The 17,621-nt window shown below is 54.6% G+C and carries 12 protein-coding genes and 3 pseudogenes; 11 read left to right on the plus strand and 4 right to left on the minus strand.

The annotated features are described in order from the left end of the window. The first annotated feature begins 361 nt into the window (after positions 1-361). From hpt to HYG82_RS43515, 4 genes are all read left to right on the plus strand, one after another. Positions 362-913, plus strand: a complete 552-nt coding sequence (hpt, locus tag HYG82_RS43500; RefSeq protein ID WP_235218032.1) for a hypoxanthine/guanine phosphoribosyltransferase — start codon at positions 362-364, stop codon at positions 911-913. A gap of 209 nt (positions 914-1,122) precedes the next feature. After that, entirely contained in the window at positions 1,123-2,346 is a 1,224-nt protein-coding gene (locus tag HYG82_RS43505; protein WP_235218033.1) for a Re/Si-specific NAD(P)(+) transhydrogenase subunit alpha, read from the plus strand. 48 nt (positions 2,347-2,394) lie between these two features. Next, positions 2,395-2,679, plus strand: a complete 285-nt coding sequence (locus HYG82_RS43510) for an NAD(P) transhydrogenase subunit alpha part 2 (RefSeq protein WP_235218034.1) — start codon at positions 2,395-2,397, stop codon at positions 2,677-2,679. Positions 2,680-2,682: 3 nt separating this feature from the next. Next, complete coding sequence (locus tag HYG82_RS43515; RefSeq protein ID WP_235218035.1) at positions 2,683-4,119, plus strand: NAD(P)(+) transhydrogenase (Re/Si-specific) subunit beta; 1,437 nt, start codon at positions 2,683-2,685, stop codon at positions 4,117-4,119. 479 nt (positions 4,120-4,598) lie between these two features. On the opposite strand, the gene HYG82_RS43520 is transcribed toward HYG82_RS43515, so the two are convergent. Then, complete coding sequence (locus tag HYG82_RS43520; protein WP_235218036.1) at positions 4,599-5,561, minus strand: MBL fold metallo-hydrolase; 963 nt, start codon at positions 5,559-5,561, stop codon at positions 4,599-4,601. A 278-nt stretch (positions 5,562-5,839) separates the two neighbouring features. Between HYG82_RS43520 and HYG82_RS43525 the strand changes: the two genes are divergently transcribed. The 4 genes and pseudogenes from HYG82_RS43525 (at position 5,840) to HYG82_RS43540 (ending at position 11,947) form a co-directional block, all read left to right on the plus strand. Then, complete coding sequence (locus HYG82_RS43525; RefSeq protein WP_235218037.1) at positions 5,840-7,537, plus strand: methylmalonyl-CoA mutase family protein; 1,698 nt, start codon at positions 5,840-5,842, stop codon at positions 7,535-7,537. A 468-nt stretch (positions 7,538-8,005) separates the two neighbouring features. Beyond that, positions 8,006-8,917: pseudogene (locus HYG82_RS43530) on the plus strand (MFS transporter); the annotation flags it as partial. A gap of 391 nt (positions 8,918-9,308) precedes the next feature. Then, entirely contained in the window at positions 9,309-10,664 is a 1,356-nt protein-coding gene (locus HYG82_RS43535; RefSeq protein ID WP_235218038.1) for an arylsulfotransferase family protein, read from the plus strand. 608 nt (positions 10,665-11,272) lie between these two features. Continuing rightward, entirely contained in the window at positions 11,273-11,947 is a 675-nt protein-coding gene (locus HYG82_RS43540) for a hypothetical protein (protein ID WP_235218039.1), read from the plus strand. A 139-nt stretch (positions 11,948-12,086) separates the two neighbouring features. Here the strand turns inward: HYG82_RS43540 and HYG82_RS43545 are convergent. Then, positions 12,087-12,443, minus strand: a pseudogene (locus tag HYG82_RS43545) (XdhC family protein); the annotation flags it as partial. Then, positions 12,419-12,565, minus strand: coding sequence for an XdhC family protein (locus tag HYG82_RS44800; protein WP_425495435.1), 147 nt, complete (start codon positions 12,563-12,565; stop codon positions 12,419-12,421). The gene HYG82_RS44800 and the pseudogene HYG82_RS43545, both read right to left, overlap by 25 nt. Positions 12,566-13,781: 1,216 nt before the next feature. Here HYG82_RS44800 and HYG82_RS43550 point away from each other — a divergent pair. Next, positions 13,782-14,540, plus strand: a complete 759-nt coding sequence (locus HYG82_RS43550; RefSeq protein WP_235218040.1) for an IclR family transcriptional regulator — start codon at positions 13,782-13,784, stop codon at positions 14,538-14,540. 74 nt (positions 14,541-14,614) lie between these two features. On the opposite strand, the pseudogene HYG82_RS43555 reads toward HYG82_RS43550, so the two are convergent. Continuing rightward, a pseudogene (locus HYG82_RS43555) lies at positions 14,615-14,740 on the minus strand (IS5/IS1182 family transposase); the annotation flags it as partial. 450 nt (positions 14,741-15,190) lie between these two features. Here HYG82_RS43555 and HYG82_RS43560 point away from each other — a divergent pair. Both HYG82_RS43560 and HYG82_RS43565 read left to right on the plus strand, forming a co-directional pair. Next, positions 15,191-15,970: an IclR family transcriptional regulator gene (locus tag HYG82_RS43560; RefSeq protein WP_235218041.1), complete on the plus strand. Its 780-nt coding sequence runs from the start codon at positions 15,191-15,193 to the stop codon at positions 15,968-15,970. Continuing rightward, complete coding sequence (locus HYG82_RS43565; protein WP_235218042.1) at positions 15,963-17,576, plus strand: AMP-binding protein; 1,614 nt, start codon at positions 15,963-15,965, stop codon at positions 17,574-17,576. The genes HYG82_RS43560 and HYG82_RS43565 overlap by 8 nt, the downstream gene beginning before the upstream one ends. Positions 17,577-17,621 lie beyond the last annotated feature (45 nt).

Here is a 17,621-nt window from a genome sequence, read left to right on the forward strand (position 1 = left end):
ATTATCGACTCAGTGGGTGAGCTAAAAGGTATGAAAAACAAATAGATGTTCGCACATTAGATGAACAAAAATAGAATAATATTGTGTAAAATATAATGTATATTTATAAAACCATCTGATAGTGTATAGTATGATATTCCTAAAGATGTAAACACCGGGTCGGTCGTTCACTGCCCGTATTTCTGGTGGAGTTTCGGACGATACATGACGGGAAACCAGGACTGAGGTGATATCTGGACGCCGTACCAGTATATTTTCGTGTAACTGTTCAGTAGTATCTGCGGAGGTGTGAATTGCTAGTCTCGTTTCTCCCGGAGGCCCGCAATCAGTATCTTTTACGTGCCCGACGAGAAGTAGAGATATGGCAAAATTGGAAGAATCGGTTCACGAGGCGCCGATTATCAATAAAGGCGATTACGAGTATCTCGTCCACCCGATCAGCAACTGCGTTCCAAAACTCGAGCCGGCCCTCCTTCGAGAAGTCGCTTCGCGGATCGTCGCGGTCGCAGACCTCGAGGAGGTAGACAAAATCGTCACACCCGCTGCGATGGGAATCCATATTTCGACAGCTGTTTCTCTTCTGTCTGACATTCCGCTGGTCGTTATTCGCAAACGCGAGTACGGATTGGAGGGGGAAGTTTCGTTGACCCAGCAAACCGGCTACGCGGAGAGCGAGATGTACATCAACGATGTCGAGGAATCTGATTCGGTTCTCCTGATCGACGACATGCTCAGCACCGGTGGGACGCTCCGCGCTATAACGTCCGTTCTCGAGTCGATGGGTGTCGATATCGTCGATGTCATCGTGGTCATGCACAAGGTCGGTGGCGAGAATGCGCTCGAGGGATGCTCCTATGACGTGACGTCGCTCCTCGAGATAATAGTTCAAGACGGCCGGGTCGAAATCGTCTAACTAATTGTTCGATTCGCGTACCGAGAGGGACATCCGTTTTCGAACGAGCGCGCGCTGGGCGGTCTGTCGACGAATTTGCCCGGTAGAACCCCTCTTCGTCGTGTCCCCGCCGATCGTTACTTCCCGTTTCACGACAAGAGGCGAGAATCTCCGTTTTACGTGAGTTGAACACAAACATATACATAGGAGTTATCAGTAAGAGAATTTGTATGATTATCGGTGTTCCACGTGAGGTCGCGGTAAACGAAAGACGGGCGGCCCTTACGCCGCCGGTGGCAGAGGGCCTCGTCGAACGAGGGTTCGACGTTCTCGTTTCGGCCGGTACCGGCGATGAAGCGGGCTGGAGTAATACGGAGTATCGAGACGCCGGATGCGAGGTCGTCGACGATCGAGGCGCAGTCTTCGACCGATCCGATGTCATCTTCCAGGTGCGCGGCTTAGGTGCCAGCCCGGAAGCAGAACCAGACCAGTACGACGAGGAGCAGATCGTCATCGGGCTCCTCGGGCCGTACGAACTCGAGGACGAACTGGAAACGCTTGCAGAACGCAACGTTACAGCGTTTGCTCTCGAGCTCATCCCGCGGATCAGCCGGGCCCAGAGTATGGACGCGCTCTCTTCGATGGCCAGCGTCGGCGGGTACAAGGCCGCCCTAGTCGCGGCCGAAGAGTTGCCAAAGCTATTTCCAATGCAGATGACCGCAGCCGGAACCGTCCGTCCCGCGGACGTATTCGTCGTGGGTGCGGGCGTCGCGGGTCTGCAGGCGATCGCGACGGCGGACCGGCTCGGTGCCAACGTACGCGCGTACGACATCCGGCCGGAAGTCAAAGAGGAAGTAGAAAGCCTCGGTGCTGAATTCGTCGAACTGGACTTAGAAACCGACGACACGTCCGACGAAGAGGGCCACGCCAGAGAACAAGACGAGGAGTTCTACCGCAAACAACGCGAGATGATGAACCGCGTGATCGCCGACTCCGACGTCGTAATCACGACGGCGGCCGTCCCCGGCAGACCGTCTCCCGAACTCGTGACCAACGAGATGATCGAAGGGATGGAACGCGGATCGGTCATCGTCGACCTCGCGGCCGAAGGCGGCGGAAACTGCGAACCCACACAGGCAGACGAGACGGTCACCTACGAGGGCGTCACCGTGTTCGGCCCGACTAATCTCCCGGGAACCGTCTCTCGCACGACGAGCCGACTCTATGCGAACAACGTGACCAATTTCCTCGACAATCTACTCGAAGACGATGAACTCACGATCGACACAGCAGACGAAATCGTGGACGCGACGATGCTCACCCACGATGGAACGATACGAAACCCACACGAACAGCCCGACGAAGAAGATGACGAGGAGGCGGAAGACGAGTCCGACGAGGCCGAACCCGACGAAGACGAAGAGACGACCGTGGAGGCGACCGATGACGAATAATCACCGTATCGACGAACGCACCGCAGTCGCCGCCACACGGAGGGACCGATGAGCGAGATCGTTACGTACCTGACGTTCTTCGTGCTGGCCGCGTTCCTCGGCTACTCGGTCATCACCAAGATTCCAGCAACGCTCCACACGCCGCTGATGTCCGGTTCTAACGCCATTACGGGCATCACGCTGGTGGGCGCCGTCGTCGTCGCCGGCTCGAGTTCGTCAACCCTGGCGACGGCGCTTGGCTTTCTGGCGGTAGTCATGGCCACGGTCAACGTCGTCGGCGGCTACATGGTGAGCCATTTCATGCTCTCTGACTTCCACGGAGGAGGTGACTGACGGATGGTTGAACTGTTCTCGGAGACCGTCCTCTCGCTCGTGTATCTGATCGCCGCCATCCTGTTCATCCAGGGACTACGGGACATGACCCATCCCCGGACCGCGGTCCGGGGCAATCTCACGTCGGCGGCGGGGATGTTCGTCGCCGTTGGCGCGACGGTCCTCTGGTTCGAGATCCTGCAACCGGAGGTGCTCCTCGGCGGGCTCGTCGTCGGTGCCGCGATTGGTGTTGGACTTTCGACCACGGTCGAGATGACGGAGATGCCACAGCTGGTCGGGCTGTTCAACGGGCTGGGCGGTGGCGCCTCGGCGCTCGTCGCCGGCGCGGAAGTCTTCCAGCTCGGAACGGCAAACGGCGGCGCGATTCCCGCAGACGTCGGGATTGCGGCGGCCGCATCCGGAATCGTCGGCGCGGTCACCTTTACGGGAAGCATGGTCGCCGCCGGCAAACTCCACGGCCTCGTGACGGGATCTGCAATCCGATACACCGGTGAACACGCCGTCAAGGCGCTTCTGTTGTTGATCGCCGTTCTGAGCGGCGTCTACATGGTCGTTCAGCCGGAGGTGCTCGCGGGTCTACTCCAGGGGTCTGCGGTCCCCTCCTACTGGCTCCTGATCCTCGCCGCATCGGTACTCGGCGTGATGCTCGTCATTCCGATCGGGGGCGCGGACATGCCCGTCGTGATCGCACTGTTGAACGCGTATTCCGGTCTGGCGGCCGCCGGAACCGGTTTCGTTCTCGGTAACAGCGCGCTGATCATCGCCGGCACGCTCGTTGGCGCCGCTGGAATCATCCTCACGGTGATCATGTGCGAATCGATGAACCGATCGCTGGCGAACGTCCTCTTCGGTGGATTCGGTGAAGCGGCTGCTTCCTCCGAAGAGATGGACGAGATCTACGAGGGCAACATCACGGAAACCTCCCCCGAAGAGCTCGATATGCTTCTCGATACCGCAAATCGGGTCGTCATCGTCCCCGGATACGGGATGGCCGTCGCACAGGCACAGCACGCCGTCGCCGAACTCTCGGAACTACTCGACGAAAACGGCGTCGAGGTCGCGTTCGGCATCCACCCTGTCGCCGGCAGAATGCCCGGACACATGAACGTGCTCCTGGCCGAAGCGGACGTCCCCTACGACAAGATGAAGGAACTCGAGGAAATTAACCCGACGTTCGCCCAGACCGACGTCGTGATCGTGATCGGCTCGAACGACGTTGTGAATCCGCTCGCGAACACCGACGACTCGAGTCCGATCGCCGGGATGCCAGTTCTCAACGTCGCAGAGGCGGGGACTGTCGTCGTCAACAAGCGAAGTCTCAGTCCCGGTTTTTCGGGCATTCCGAACCCGCTGTTCGCCGAAGACAACTGTCTGATGCTCTTTGGCGACGGCCAGGAGACGATGCAAGAGGTCGTCGGTCAGTACAAGGAAAACCACTGAATCCGTACCGAAATCCGGGCCGGAAGGTAAGCAGGGCGAGTCACTCGGGGGTTCGTCTCCGAGGCAGTACATCGTTCTGCATCTCCCTCGACAAACGGTCCGTCGGTTTTTCGCCCCACACATTCCCCTCCCAAAAACCAAACGTTTGTCAGGCCAGATACGAGAGAAGGCCTTATAACGTTGGGTAAAAACCAAATTTAAAATTAGTAACAAGTTTCAAATGCATAATTGGGACATGTGTGGGATTCTCACGGATGCGGGACGCCGATCGTGATTCCGGGTGGTCAATCGATTCGCTGGGGCAGACCGCAAGCCGGTTGTATCCGCTACCGAACTCTCGCTCGAGATCACACAGAGAGTTGCCGATCACGATGCCCTCAAAAGTCATGGATTCTGTCGTCGGAATTCGTGCGGTCGTCACGATACGCCGGCGGACGCTTCGTTCCAGTCGATAACTTCGAAAAGGTGTAATTACCGTTTCAAGCGAGTTCGTAATACCAGACTCCATCCCGCTCGGAGCGGACGATAGTCCCGTCGTCTTCGAGCAGGTCGAGATGACCGATGACCTCGGACATGCCGGGATAAATCTCCGTCATCGGAAGATCCGGGAACATCGCCTCCATCACCTCGTATGCCGTCAGGCCCCCATGTTCGTCAATCAGGGTTGCGATCCGTTGTTTGCGCTCCTGATGATGATCGACGATCTCGTCGATTCGCGCATTTAGATCGGATACCGGTTCTCTGTGCCCGCCGTAGGCAACCGTCGCGTCGACGCGCTTCATCCGCCGAAGCGACTCGAGGTACATGGGGAGGCTCCTGGTTCGTTCGTCGGTCGTTCCCGGAACGAGCGTGAGCAACGGGTTGGGCGAGATGTCGTTCATGATGTGGTCACCGGTAAACGCGGCGTCGTGAGCCGGGTCTACGTAACAGACCGATCCGGGGGAGTGGCCGGGCGTGTACACGACGTCTAACTCGAGTCCAACGTCGAGACGATCACCATCAGTCAGACACTCGTAGACAGTCACCGCTTCCCGAAAATCGGTGTACGGTTCCGGAAGGGAGATGGCACTCTCTGCGGACTGTTCGGGGACGCCCATTCGTTGCAAGAACGGAACGAAAAACTGCTGTTCGCGTTCGAAACAGCCGTCAGGATCCGTAAGCAGTTCCCTCGCATCCTCGTGGCAGTAGATCTGCGCACCAGATTCTGCTCGAATTCGATGACAGATACCGAAGTGATCCATGTGCGGGTGGGTGATCAGCACTCGCTCTATGTCCTCGAGTGCGTATCCGGCCCCGTCGAGTTGTTCAGTCAGTTCGCCATACGCTTCGGTAGTCGATGGCCCTGGGTCGAGCAGCGTTGGCTTGCCAGCCGTGATCAAATAGCTGTTTACCTTCCCGATCTGAAATGGGGTCGGTATCTCGAACCGTTCGACGTGATCCATACGATATGTCCGCAGGCAACGAGTATAACAACTGTGATGTGCCTTTCAGGAGGCCAATCGACCGCCAGGTGGGGACCTCGCCGACCGTAAAATCGGAAGCGTTGCCATCCATCGTCTATCGCCGGAATGCCGACTCGACCGAACAGCTAGCGTCCAGGTTCGGATCTAAACACCTCGTTTTATTCATTTCTTCGTATTGCCTGGTACTTGACGGCTCAAACAATAGCCTCCATCTCCCATTGACAAAGCTTTAGAATCCAGCCAATGAGTACCAACCCATGTTTGATGAAGTCGATCTGAATCGCATTCAAAACGAACGAGAAAGGTGGGAGAACGAAACGCTCGAGCCATTTCTAGCACGAGGCGAACGAAAGGATCGGTTCGCGACGGTGTCGAACCACGAGGTCGACCGACTGTATACGCCCGAAGACATAGCCGACCTCGATTACGACGAAGACCTCGGTTTTCCCGGCGAACCGCCGTACACCCGCGGTCCGTATCCGACGATGTATCGGGGCCGGACGTGGACGATGCGACAATTCGCGGGATTCGGGACCGCCGAAGAAACCAACGAACGGTTTCACTACCTCATCGACGAGGGACAGACCGGCCTCTCGACGGCCTTCGACATGCCGTCGCTGATGGGTATCGACTCAGATCATCCGATGAGCGACGGAGAGGTTGGCAAGGAAGGCGTCGCCGTCGATACGCTCGCGGACATGGAGGTCCTCTTCGATGGGATCGATATCGGTGAAGTGTCTACCTCGTTTACGATCAATCCCTCCGCAGCCGTCATCTACGCGATGTACATTGCATTAGCCGACCAGAAAGGCGTTCCGCGTGAAGAGATCCGAGGGACCCTCCAGAACGACATGTTCAAGGAATTTATCGCACAGAGAGAGTGGGTTGTTCCCCCTCATCCATCCCTCGACATCGTCACCGACACCATCGAGTTCGCCGTCGAGGAAACGCCGAATTTCCATCCCGTCTCAGTCTCCGGCTATCACATTCGAGAAGCTGGTTCGACCGCCGTTCAGGAGGCGGCGTTTACCCTCGCCGACGGCTTCGCCTACGTCGAAGATTGCCTGGACCGTGGACTCGACGTCGACGAGTTTGCCCCGCAACTCTCGTTTTTCTTCAATTCCCACAACTCTATCTTTGAGGAGATAGCCAAGTTCCGCGCATCACGTCGAATCTACGCCCGCGTAATGGACGAGTGGTACGACGCGGAATCCCCCGAATCGAAGCGACTGAAATTCCACACACAGACCGCCGGTCAGTCGTTGACTGCCCAACAGCCGCTCAACAACGTCGTTCGAGTCACCATTCAGGCACTCGCGGGCGTTCTCGGAGGCACCCAATCGCTGCACACGAACAGCTTCGACGAAGCGCTCGCCCTTCCCAGCGAGAAAGCCGTTCGCGTCGCGTTGCGCACTCAGCAGATCATCGCCGAGGAGTCGGGTGCAGCAGACATCGTCGATCCGATGGGCGGAAGTTTCGCCATCGAAACACTTACGAACGAGATGGAAGCCGAGATCATGGGTTACATCGACGAAATCAAGGAAATAGGCGATGGTTCCGTCCGAGACGGCGTCCTCGACGGTATCGAATCCGGCTACTTCGATCGTGAAATTCAGGATGCGAGTTTCGAGTACCAGACGAGAGTCGAACGAGGCGAAGAGACTGTCGTCGGTGTCAACGAGTACACGATCGAAGAAGACACTTCACCAGATCTCCTGACCGTCGACGAGACCACACGAGACCGCCAAATCGAACGCCTCGAGCGCGTCAAAGCCGAACGCGACGATAGCCAGGTCGACGCGACGCTCGAGGCGTTATCGAGCGCTATCGAAGACGATGAGAACGTGATTCCATACATTGTCGATGCGGTGAAAGCGTACGCCACGATGGGTGAAGTGATGCAGGTGTTCAAAGACCAGTACGGTTCCTATCGTGAGGGCCTAAACGCTACCTGAACTCCACCTCGGACGGCAGTAGTTTCGGCTTTTCGAGATCGGCCGACCTGCGTGCCGGTGGTCGAATAATTGCATAGCGGTAGTTCGGAGCGCGTCGTCACGGAGGACGTCCGATTTGAAACGGGGTGACCATTGACCACACGTCGGTCTGGTGACTGTTGTATTACATAGCATTGTGTCGAGACCAGATTCTGCCAGTTGCTGACTCCGAACGAAAATAATCTATCGACAACATATCTATCTCAAATTCAGTTTGTAAGTAGTACATATTCGACGAAAGAGGGACGAAAAGCCGCTCTCGACTGAACGAGAACGTGTGACCGGTCGCTGACAGTCACCCCACGTCGAGGCCGGATCATCGTTCGACATCAGTGATTCCACACGGTGGTCTGTCCGGTGATAAACTACTGGTGATGCCGGAGAGCGTAATTTCGGAACGTTTGTCAAATAGACGCGAAAAAAGGAGACATGTGCCGTTCTCGACTCTTCGCTTCCCTCTGTGGTCTCGTTTTCCTCCTCAATCTCGCCAGAATCGTCTTTGCACCGCTATTGGATGTAATCATTACGGATTTCTCGATCGGAGAGGGGACTGCTGGACTCGTGGTGACGCTCGCGTGGGTCGGAAGCGCGTCTCCTCGATTACCGACTGGGTGGCTCCTGGCGAAAGTGCCGCGACACTACGTCGTGATCGGTTCCGGAACGATTCGTACGGCCGCATCCGGATTCGCTGCGACCGCAACGACGACCCGTCACCTCATGGCCGGGGCCTTCTTGATGGGGATCGCTTCCGGCGTATACTTCGTCTCGGCGAATCCGTTTCTGAGCGAGTTCTTTCCGGATCGCATCGGCCGTATTATGGGAATTCACGGTGCCGCCAGCTAGATCGCCGCGGTGGTCGCCGCGCCACTCGTGGCGCTTACGCTCGTTGCCGATTGGCGACTCTCGCTGTGGGCGATCACCGTCGGTGGTCGCCGCGGTAACGGTCTTTACGTGGTTCACTGCGAGAAAGACCGAGTTACCGAGAGCTAATCAGGAGGATCGAAACTTCGTCACCGGTGGGCTATCGGAGTGGCGCCTCTCGTGACCGCGATTGCGATTGCCGGCGCAGCGTCGTTCGTCTGACAAGGCGTGTTCAACTTCTATGAACTGTACATGCAGTCGAAGGGGCTATCAGGGCAGGTAGCAGGATTGCTTCTCTCCCTCGTTTTCATCGCCGGTATTCCAGCGTCTTACTTCGGCGGTGATCTGGCCGATAGGCTGCCGCGTGTTCCGTACATGCTCGGCATCGTCGGCGTCTTCACCATCACTCTTTTCGTACTAACAGTCGTCGACGGGCTGGTCGGGCTGGTCGCCATCTCCGGGATCATCGGCTTCGTTATTTCGGACCAGTGCCGTCTTCCTCGGTATCACGGTCGTCGTTCTCATGCTCATCGATCAAACCGGACGATTGCCTCAGATTCGGTCGAAAGTCGACCCCTTCCATGCTGACGAAAGACGAAGCCTCTCGAACCACTTGCCCTCGAGGCGATCGTCTCCAAATCGACGACGGGATAGATATCCGAGAGCATCGACTTGATGCATGTTTACCAAATGAATTTCTGCAATGCCTGCGACGTTGACCCGTTCTCAATGTTTTTCAAGATGGACAGCCAACCATCGTCAGTTACGAGATGCAGGGTATCGTCCGTAAATCGTGGCTCGAAACTACTGAGGACCCCACATTCTCAAGTGAAACCGATGAAATCGATACAGACAGTGGATTGCAATTACGATGGAACGACGCAATATTCTTCGAGTCCTAATTCTGGCCGTCTTGGTTGGGACCGCCAGCAGTCTTGCAGTCACGTGGTTCAATGCACCAACTGATGCAACCGATGCCGCGGCGAATCAGCGCAATATACCGCTTGAAGATCGTACTCCTGTCGTCGAGAAACGCGATGGAGCGACCGTCATCACGACCGATCCGCCGGGAGGGAGCGACGGCCTTGGGGCTATCGTCGCCTTCAGTGCCGACGGGCGGCCGCTCTATCACAACGACACGTATGGTAACTACTTCGATGTTGATCCCGATCCACCCGACTCGAAGACCGTCCGTTACGTTGCAGGAAGCCGGTACGACCCGTGCCCTCACAACCTCAAAGCGCAGGCGGATGGGACCGTCGACGGCGGTTGTGCAGAGGTCGCAATTGAACGCGTCAACCTCACCACTGGGACTACCGAACGGATACATACTGCAGTCACTGGCTGGGATATCTGGCACGACGTTGATCGGATCGACGAACACCGACTTCTCGTGGCCGACATCGCTCGAGATCGCGTGTTCACGCTGAACACAACCACCGACGAGGTGACGTGGGAGTGGCGCGCCAGTGCAGATCTCGATCCGGATACCGGTGGGAAATCCGGCGATTGGACACACGTAAATGACGTCGAACTGCTCGCCGATGGTCGGGTGATGGTCAGTCTCCGTAACCAGGACCGGGTTGTCTTTCTCGAGCCGGGTGAAGGGCTCCAGCGTGACTGGACGCTCGGCGCTGAAGACGCGTACGGAATCCTCTACGAGCAGCACAACCCGGACTACATCCCGCCCGCCCGCGGCGGTCCGGCGGTTATCGTCTCCGACTCTGAGAACAATCGCGTCCTCGAGTATCAGCGTGAAAACGCGACGTGGACACGAACCTGGGAGTGGAAAGACGAACGACTCCGGTGGCCGCGCGACGCTGACCGACTCCCCGGAGGTCATACGCTCGTGACTGACTCCCAGGGAAATCGCGTGATCGAACTCTCCGAGAATAACGACATCGTGTGGAGCGTAAATATCGCAACACCCTACGAAGCAGAGCGTCTCGGGACCGGAGATGAGAGCACAACTGGGCGGAGCACAGCTGCACTTGCCAGAGGCCCCATCGAGCCAGCGGCCGATGGTATGGATCGAACTTCGAAGACTGGCCTCTCGTGGATCATCGCCTTTATCACCGGTCCGGTTGTCAACGGCATACTCCATGTGGCACCGACATGGATGACTATCGGAGATCTGGTGGTTGCTGGCGTATTCGGCATCACGGCAGGGACGGCCACCATCTTGGAGGTATACTGGTCAGGAATCGGCCACCGGCTACGGCGATGATCGGGAGACACATCTCACTCGAAGAGCGATTTGAGCAAGGATGGACGATTTGGGTTGTTACCGCCTTCACAGTCGGGCTATCACGGATCGTCGAGTAAGCGCTGTCTCGGAGCGGTCGGATTTTGTCTGACATCGATCAAACCGGGCTCCTCACAATTGGAGAAGCTAGAATAAGAGAGGATCTGCTCAGCAATTCGAGGCAGGGTTTTGGGGCCCCTATCTCGAAAGTACTTCGATTGACGTCACAAATAAGTGTGGTTGCCAAAAGAGAATTATAATCAATATTTGTTTTATTGGTTTCTATACATTCAAATCTCTTACCCAAAACGGGGCAATAGTAACATATTCTACACAATATAGTGACAATTTTTCGAAGGTAACAGAGAACGTCTCCCACGATTAGAAATGTTTATTCTATAATATTTTTGTTTCAGACTCAACTTTTGAAATCAACAATCTCTTTATACCATTGCAGACGGTAACCGTGAACGACAGGTGAATACTCACACCCAGATGGAAGAACAGCAGTCGAATCTCCGTTTCATTCGGCGACACCTGAGCGATATACCAACAATAGCGAGCAGAGGAATATTCAAGAACCTATGTCTATGAATCACCAAAATTCATCGCCTACGGACTCCTTCGGCGACATATTTGATGTCGTTTGTTGTGGGATCGACGAATGGATCACATCCCATGGATCACGAGGAAAGATAAACATCAAAAATAAAATTTACAATTTTATCAAAGAATATTTAGTCGAAACGGGGAACCGTGAAGTAGCAGCAGAAATGACCTACTCGAAATATATAACTGACTGCGACATCGCTATCGGTGACGAAATCGGCATTGCAATAGTTTATGATTTGCCAAACAAAACTGACTGGATTCATCAACGACTACGAGCATTGTCAAAACACTTCAACTACATCGCCATATATGGGCATCGAATTCGCCAAGAGAAAACTGATGTCTGGCGGAACGTAAAGAAAACCATTAATACCTACTCGGGGCGCGCTCATTCAAACCAGAAACATTCTGTAGTAGTCCTTCAGACCTTCGATCTCATCGAGTACAGAATCCCGCTAACGAGACGATATATAGCCAAGAATGTAATCCAAAAATTAATACTGTATCTGATGTGGATTGTATTCACTGTCACTGGCGCGTACCTCCTTGATGCAACCTCGAGTAGTAACGTTCTCTCACAAGCATATATCGGCGCCATTCTCGCGTTCAACGTTGTCGTGATACTCTTTCTTGTTCTATTGGTGAGGATGTGATACTCCTCTCTAACAATGGCTATCGGCGGTAGATGGTATTCGCTGGTTTTGAATTGATGTAGAATCGCCAGGGGATGATTTCTGACGAGTAGCCCTCGAGACCGCTGTCGGTGCTCGAACAAGCGCCGATAGAGAGACGCTAGTCACCGCCGCTTCGGTCATCGTCGTCTGGGCGGCCGTGAATTGGTCCCTCGCTGTCCGTAAGATGGCGTGGACGACGACTGTTACGAACGGCGAGTATCTCTGCCACGATGCTGGTTGCGATCTGAGACGGTGAACCGCCGCCGAGGTCGAGCCTGACGGACGTGTAGAGGCGGTTTACGTCTCCCTCTGAGAGCGGCCGTCCATCATCGATGAACGCTTCTTTCATTTCTTCGAAACACTTTCGAGGACCCATTAGCCCGATATAGGGGGCCGGCGTCTCTAGCAGTTCCTCGAGGGCGATTCGGTCGTCGAAATTGTGCGTCATTACTACGGCGTACGTATCTGTATCGACCTTGTCGCCCGGCTCGGATATCCGCCGGCACCCTGCTCGTCGATTACCATCTTCGCTCCCGGGCGACGGTTCGCGCTCCCATCGACATCGACGACCGGGCTAGAACCGCGTTCCGACGACATCGAGACAGTTGCCGATCGAGTCGATTACGTCCCCCCTCGGAACGTTCCAGTCGCTCGCACTTATTGGAAGAACGTAATCAAGTAGGGCTGTTATATCTTCGCTTTTGCCGGAATCACCTGGCTTGAGCCGAACTAGTGGTGTCTGATTCGGGGATTTCGTACCTCTGTTCGCACCACGATCAGAGTCAGACGGGTTCGACTAAGTCCATACTGACCAAAACCGATCCGGGAACGCCGAGTCCCAGCTAACGACTGCTGTTGCTATTAGAACTTTCTGCTCATTATCCGATGCTGACACAGTGGAACATCGAGTTGCTGGCGGTTGTTCAAAGAAGCGGGAGTGACTAATCCAGACTCACGCCGTATAGCCGCCGAGTCTGGTGCTGATGAGCAAGAATCGTCCTGCGACATATTCTGTATGAGTTGAGCCACGTGTCGCGTGGTTTCCTCGTGCTACGCAGCCATCTATCCTATCGGAGTCCCAGCCGACGCGACTGGCGTGTCTCTTGGACGTTAGCACCGAAAACGTCGACCACTTTTTCCCCGTGGTTCGAAGAGTACGTTACTGCCAACCGTGCAGGATAGATCCCTTTTGTATTATGTGTCGAATTCAGAAATGACTCGATCGTAGCTCTGGATGGAGTACCGTCCGTTCACGCGACGGCTGTCACGGATGTAATGCCCGTTACGCCCCCAAATTTGACACGTTACCTGCGTATTTCGCTGGAATTGGTTCCCTTTTAATGATTGCCAGCTGCCGTCACAAACTGTACACAGGAACCGAATTTTCGGCTCACCGAGTCTCCGACCGCGACTGCTCCTGCATATGATTAATTCCTTGCGCTCGGAGTGAGTAGTCATTTCTAATGGACTAGAATATGGCCGGGTACTACTGGAAAATCTCAACACGGTCCTTTACAGATATAGTGATGTAATTGGAGTTTTCTAACTCGTAACGTACCACCTAGTCCCTCTGAATGCGATTCCCTCTGTTTGGTAGTCATACACAGTGTGTATCCTCGGTAATAAACTCATTCAACCCTTCCGGCAATACCGGAAGTTATTCTATTCTAGTAATTTCATCTAACTCATGACATAGCACAACATCATTAACTAATGCTGAAGATAACGGCACATATATTCAATAAATGATTTATATTGTAGACATTTAATCTTATCAGTAGATATTTGACGATGCCGAATCGTATATTGGCTTATGACGAATCGTCTCAAGGCCATCCGGATCACATTCGAAATCGTAGAAGCCCTGAGTGAACTTGATGGTGCGGGCGTATCGGAGTTAGCATACGCGATCGACAGGCCTGTTAGCACGGTCCATGATCATCTCAAATCTCTTGAAGAACTTGAGTACCTCGTTCAACACGAATCCGAGTATCATGTGGGGACGAAATTCCTCGAAATCGGCCAACGCGAACTCCACCAGAAGCGCTTCTACAAGATCGCCAAACCCGAAATCGTCCAGTTGGCAGAGGAGACGGGTGAGTTCGCCGGCCTCATGATTGAAGAGCATAATCTCGGCGTCATGCTACACTCGCACAAAGGAGACAATGCTGTCGATATCCGCTCATTTCCTGGGGAGCGGATGCCATTGCACTCTTTGGCTGCCGGCAAAGTGATTCTAGCTCATTTACCAGAGGAACGTCGAGCTGAGATTATCGACAAAAACGAACTTCCGGCGATAACGGAAGAGACGATCACTGATCCGTCAACACTACGTGAGGAGCTTTTGATTATTCGGGAGCGTTGGTTCGCGCTCGATCAAGGCGAGCGGATCGAAGACGTTCGAACCCTAGCCGCGCCGATTTTTGACGAGGTGGGGGCGATTGTGGCTTCCATCGCAATTGCGGTCCCTATTCACCGAATGGACGAAAACGAATTCATCGAATCAATGTCTAACCCAGTCATGCGGACTGCTATCATAGGGGGGGCAAATCTCAAATACGCCGACGCATGACGTTGGCAGACGATGCTGAGCTATGACGTGGCGTCGCTCAGTTAATAAGTTTGTGGCGTTGTATCTTTCCGCCGGGCGAACACGTCGAACTCGTCGAGAAAAACGAAGGGAAGATGCTCAAACAACGCGAGTATCTTCGTCTCCACGACATTGAAGAACAACTCTACCGAAGGATCGTCTTGCAGGATCGCTGTGCGCATACCACCTCAGTGTTCACCCTGCTCCTTGTTGTGTTACTCGTTTTATTACAACCTCTGATCGTCACGGACATATATACAATTCACAGTCCAGCGTGAAGTTCGATTTCGGTTTTCGTAAGTGAACATCTATGATCTTCGATGGCATCTTTGACGGTCTAATACTGATTCCAGGGCCCGACTGTTGTCTGAGATTTCAAAGGGAATAACAGCACTAGACCTGTTATGATAGTATATTCCATCATGGAAAGACAATTTCATCTTAAACAGAAGGGTAATTATGAATGGCAGCCGAAGATAGGACAGTTCGCATATACATATTGTGAGTTGATTAATACCTATACAAATATTTGTTCACCTCTATCGAACAATTGGTTTTGAAGATTTTGAACGATAGCGTTGTATGTTCACAAATACCGAAAGTATATAGGCCATACCCTTGAATGGAAGGGCATGCTCACAGATAACACGTCACGGCAGGTTCAGTCGGTCCGGACGGCGTTCCATTTGGTCAACATGATCCAAGAGTTCAACGGGGCTACGCTAGCGGAATTGGTCGAGCATCACGACCTTGCAAAGAGTACCATCCACAACTACCTCGCGACGCTTGAAGGGCTGGGGTACGTCGTCAACGAGAACGGAACCTATCGACTCGGTCTGCGTTTCCTGACCCACGGGATGTCTGCAAAGAAGAGCGTGGCCGTCCAGACGGAGGTCTCCCGATCTCTCAATGCGATCTCCCAGGAGGTGTCGTCCCCGATATGGTGGATCGTTGAGGAGGTCGGTCGAGCTAACTTCCTCGAGTACTTTGGCACGGGATCGCCCAAACGAATATATGGTCGCGTTGGAAAGCGGTCGTATCTGCACACTCATGCGCCGGGAAAGGCTATCCTCGCAGCACTCCCAGATGACGACGTCGAAACAATCATCGCCCATCATGGACTGCCCGAACAGACAATAAAGACTACTACGGACGACGACGCACTCGCCGCGGAACTCGAAACCATTCGCGAAAACGGATATGCAGTCAGTAACGGCGAAGCTGTCCTCGGCGTAGAGTCGATCGGTGTTGCGTTCACGGTCCCAAATGGGGCCGTACACGCGGTTGGGATCTTCGGCTATTCGCAAGACCTCACTGGAGAGAGTAAATTGATGCGGTTGCAGGAGACGGTGATAAATGCCGTCGCTGGCCTTGAAGAGTCGCTACACGGAGGTGGCGATACCCATGTCTAACGGTGATTCGAGGCTGGCGATCCGGACGATGAAGGAGCTGATAGAGACGACGGCGACCGACCACCCCAAGCGGACGTTCCTTCGGTACCGGAATGAGACCTACACGTACGCCGAGATTGATGAGAGAGCGAACGCAATCGCAAACAGCCTCTATTCGCAGGGTGTCCGACAAGGCGATTTCGTCTGCCTGTTTCTCTATAACCGGCCGGAGTACCTGACCACCCTGTTCGCGCTCGCGAAAATTGGCGCCATCTCCGCGCCGATCGACACGCGATTCAATGGTGAGACGCTCCAGCACGTTCTCTCGGAGACCGGCGCGGAGGTCATCGTTCTAGACACAAACACGCGAACCGACTACGAGGCGATTGACAACCACCTGCCGAATATATCGACCGAGTACTTTATAGGGGAGAGCCACGCCAAGTTCTCGTATAGACCGTTCGACAAACTGCTCGAAGGCGACGTTTCATCGTCGCCGACCGTTGAAATCGACGGTTCAGACCCCTTTTCCGCAATTTACATTCAGCAGAAGGCGTCCGAGCGGCCGAAGGGCGTGATGCTTCCTAACTTCTCGTACATCAATACAGGTTGGGAAAGTGCGCACACTCTCTTTGAGTTCACGCGTTCCGACTGTATTTTCACGACCCTCCCGTTGTTCACTAGCTATGCTCTGCAGATCGGGGTCGTTGGGTCCATGCTCACCGGTGCCGAATTTGCTTTCGAGGACCAATTTAGACCGACAGCGTTCTGGGATCAGGTCCGTACCCACGAAGCCACCGTGTTTCTCTACCTAGATCGGATGCTGTCCGTCCTCTATAACCACGGCGACGACGCCGCGGCCTCGGGGAACCCACTCAGGCTGGCAATTGGTCACGGTTACGGCTTCGATACTGACGAGCAACTTATCGAACGGTTCGAGGATCGGTTCGACACGTCGGTTCTCGAGGGATACGGCGCGACAGAGACGGCGACGGTTGCCTCGTTCAACCGCGTGGACGATCAACGCGGTGGAAGCGTGGGCCGACCGGTCGCCCATGCCAAGATCGAGATAGTCGATGAGAACGACTGGCCAGTCCCAACGGGCGACACCGGCGAAATCGTCGTTCGGTCGTGCCGACCGAACTCAATGTTTCTGGGCTACCACGGCTCGCCCGAAAAGACCGCCAAAACCTGTCGCAACCAGTTGATTCACACGAATGACATCGGGTATTTAGACGATGACGGGTACTTACACTTCGTCGCGAGCAAGAAGAACACGATCAACCGCGGCCGGGCCGCCGGTCGTATTTCCTCGCTTGAAGTCGAGAGTATCATAGACTGTCATCCTGCGGTCCAGGAATCCGCCGTCATCGGCGTCACTGACCGAACTGGGGAAGAAGACATAAAAGCGGTCGTTGTACCCCGGGAAGATGAGACCGTGACTCCGGTCGAGATTTGCCGCCACTGTGAGAAACAACTGGCCTACCTGAAGGTGCCGAGGTATATCGAGATTAGGGACTCGTTCCCTCGAACCCCGTCCGGAAAGATTCAAAAGCATAAGCTCTGTGGTTCGGATACACGGTCGTCAATCTGGGACCGGGAAAGCGGCTATGAGCTCAGTCGGTGACTGACCGCCCACACCTGTCTCGTCGCCAGTAGTCGATATTTATCC

This window comes from Natrinema halophilum, assembly GCF_013402815.2.
GTDB lineage: Archaea > Halobacteriota > Halobacteria > Halobacteriales > Natrialbaceae > Natrinema > Natrinema halophilum.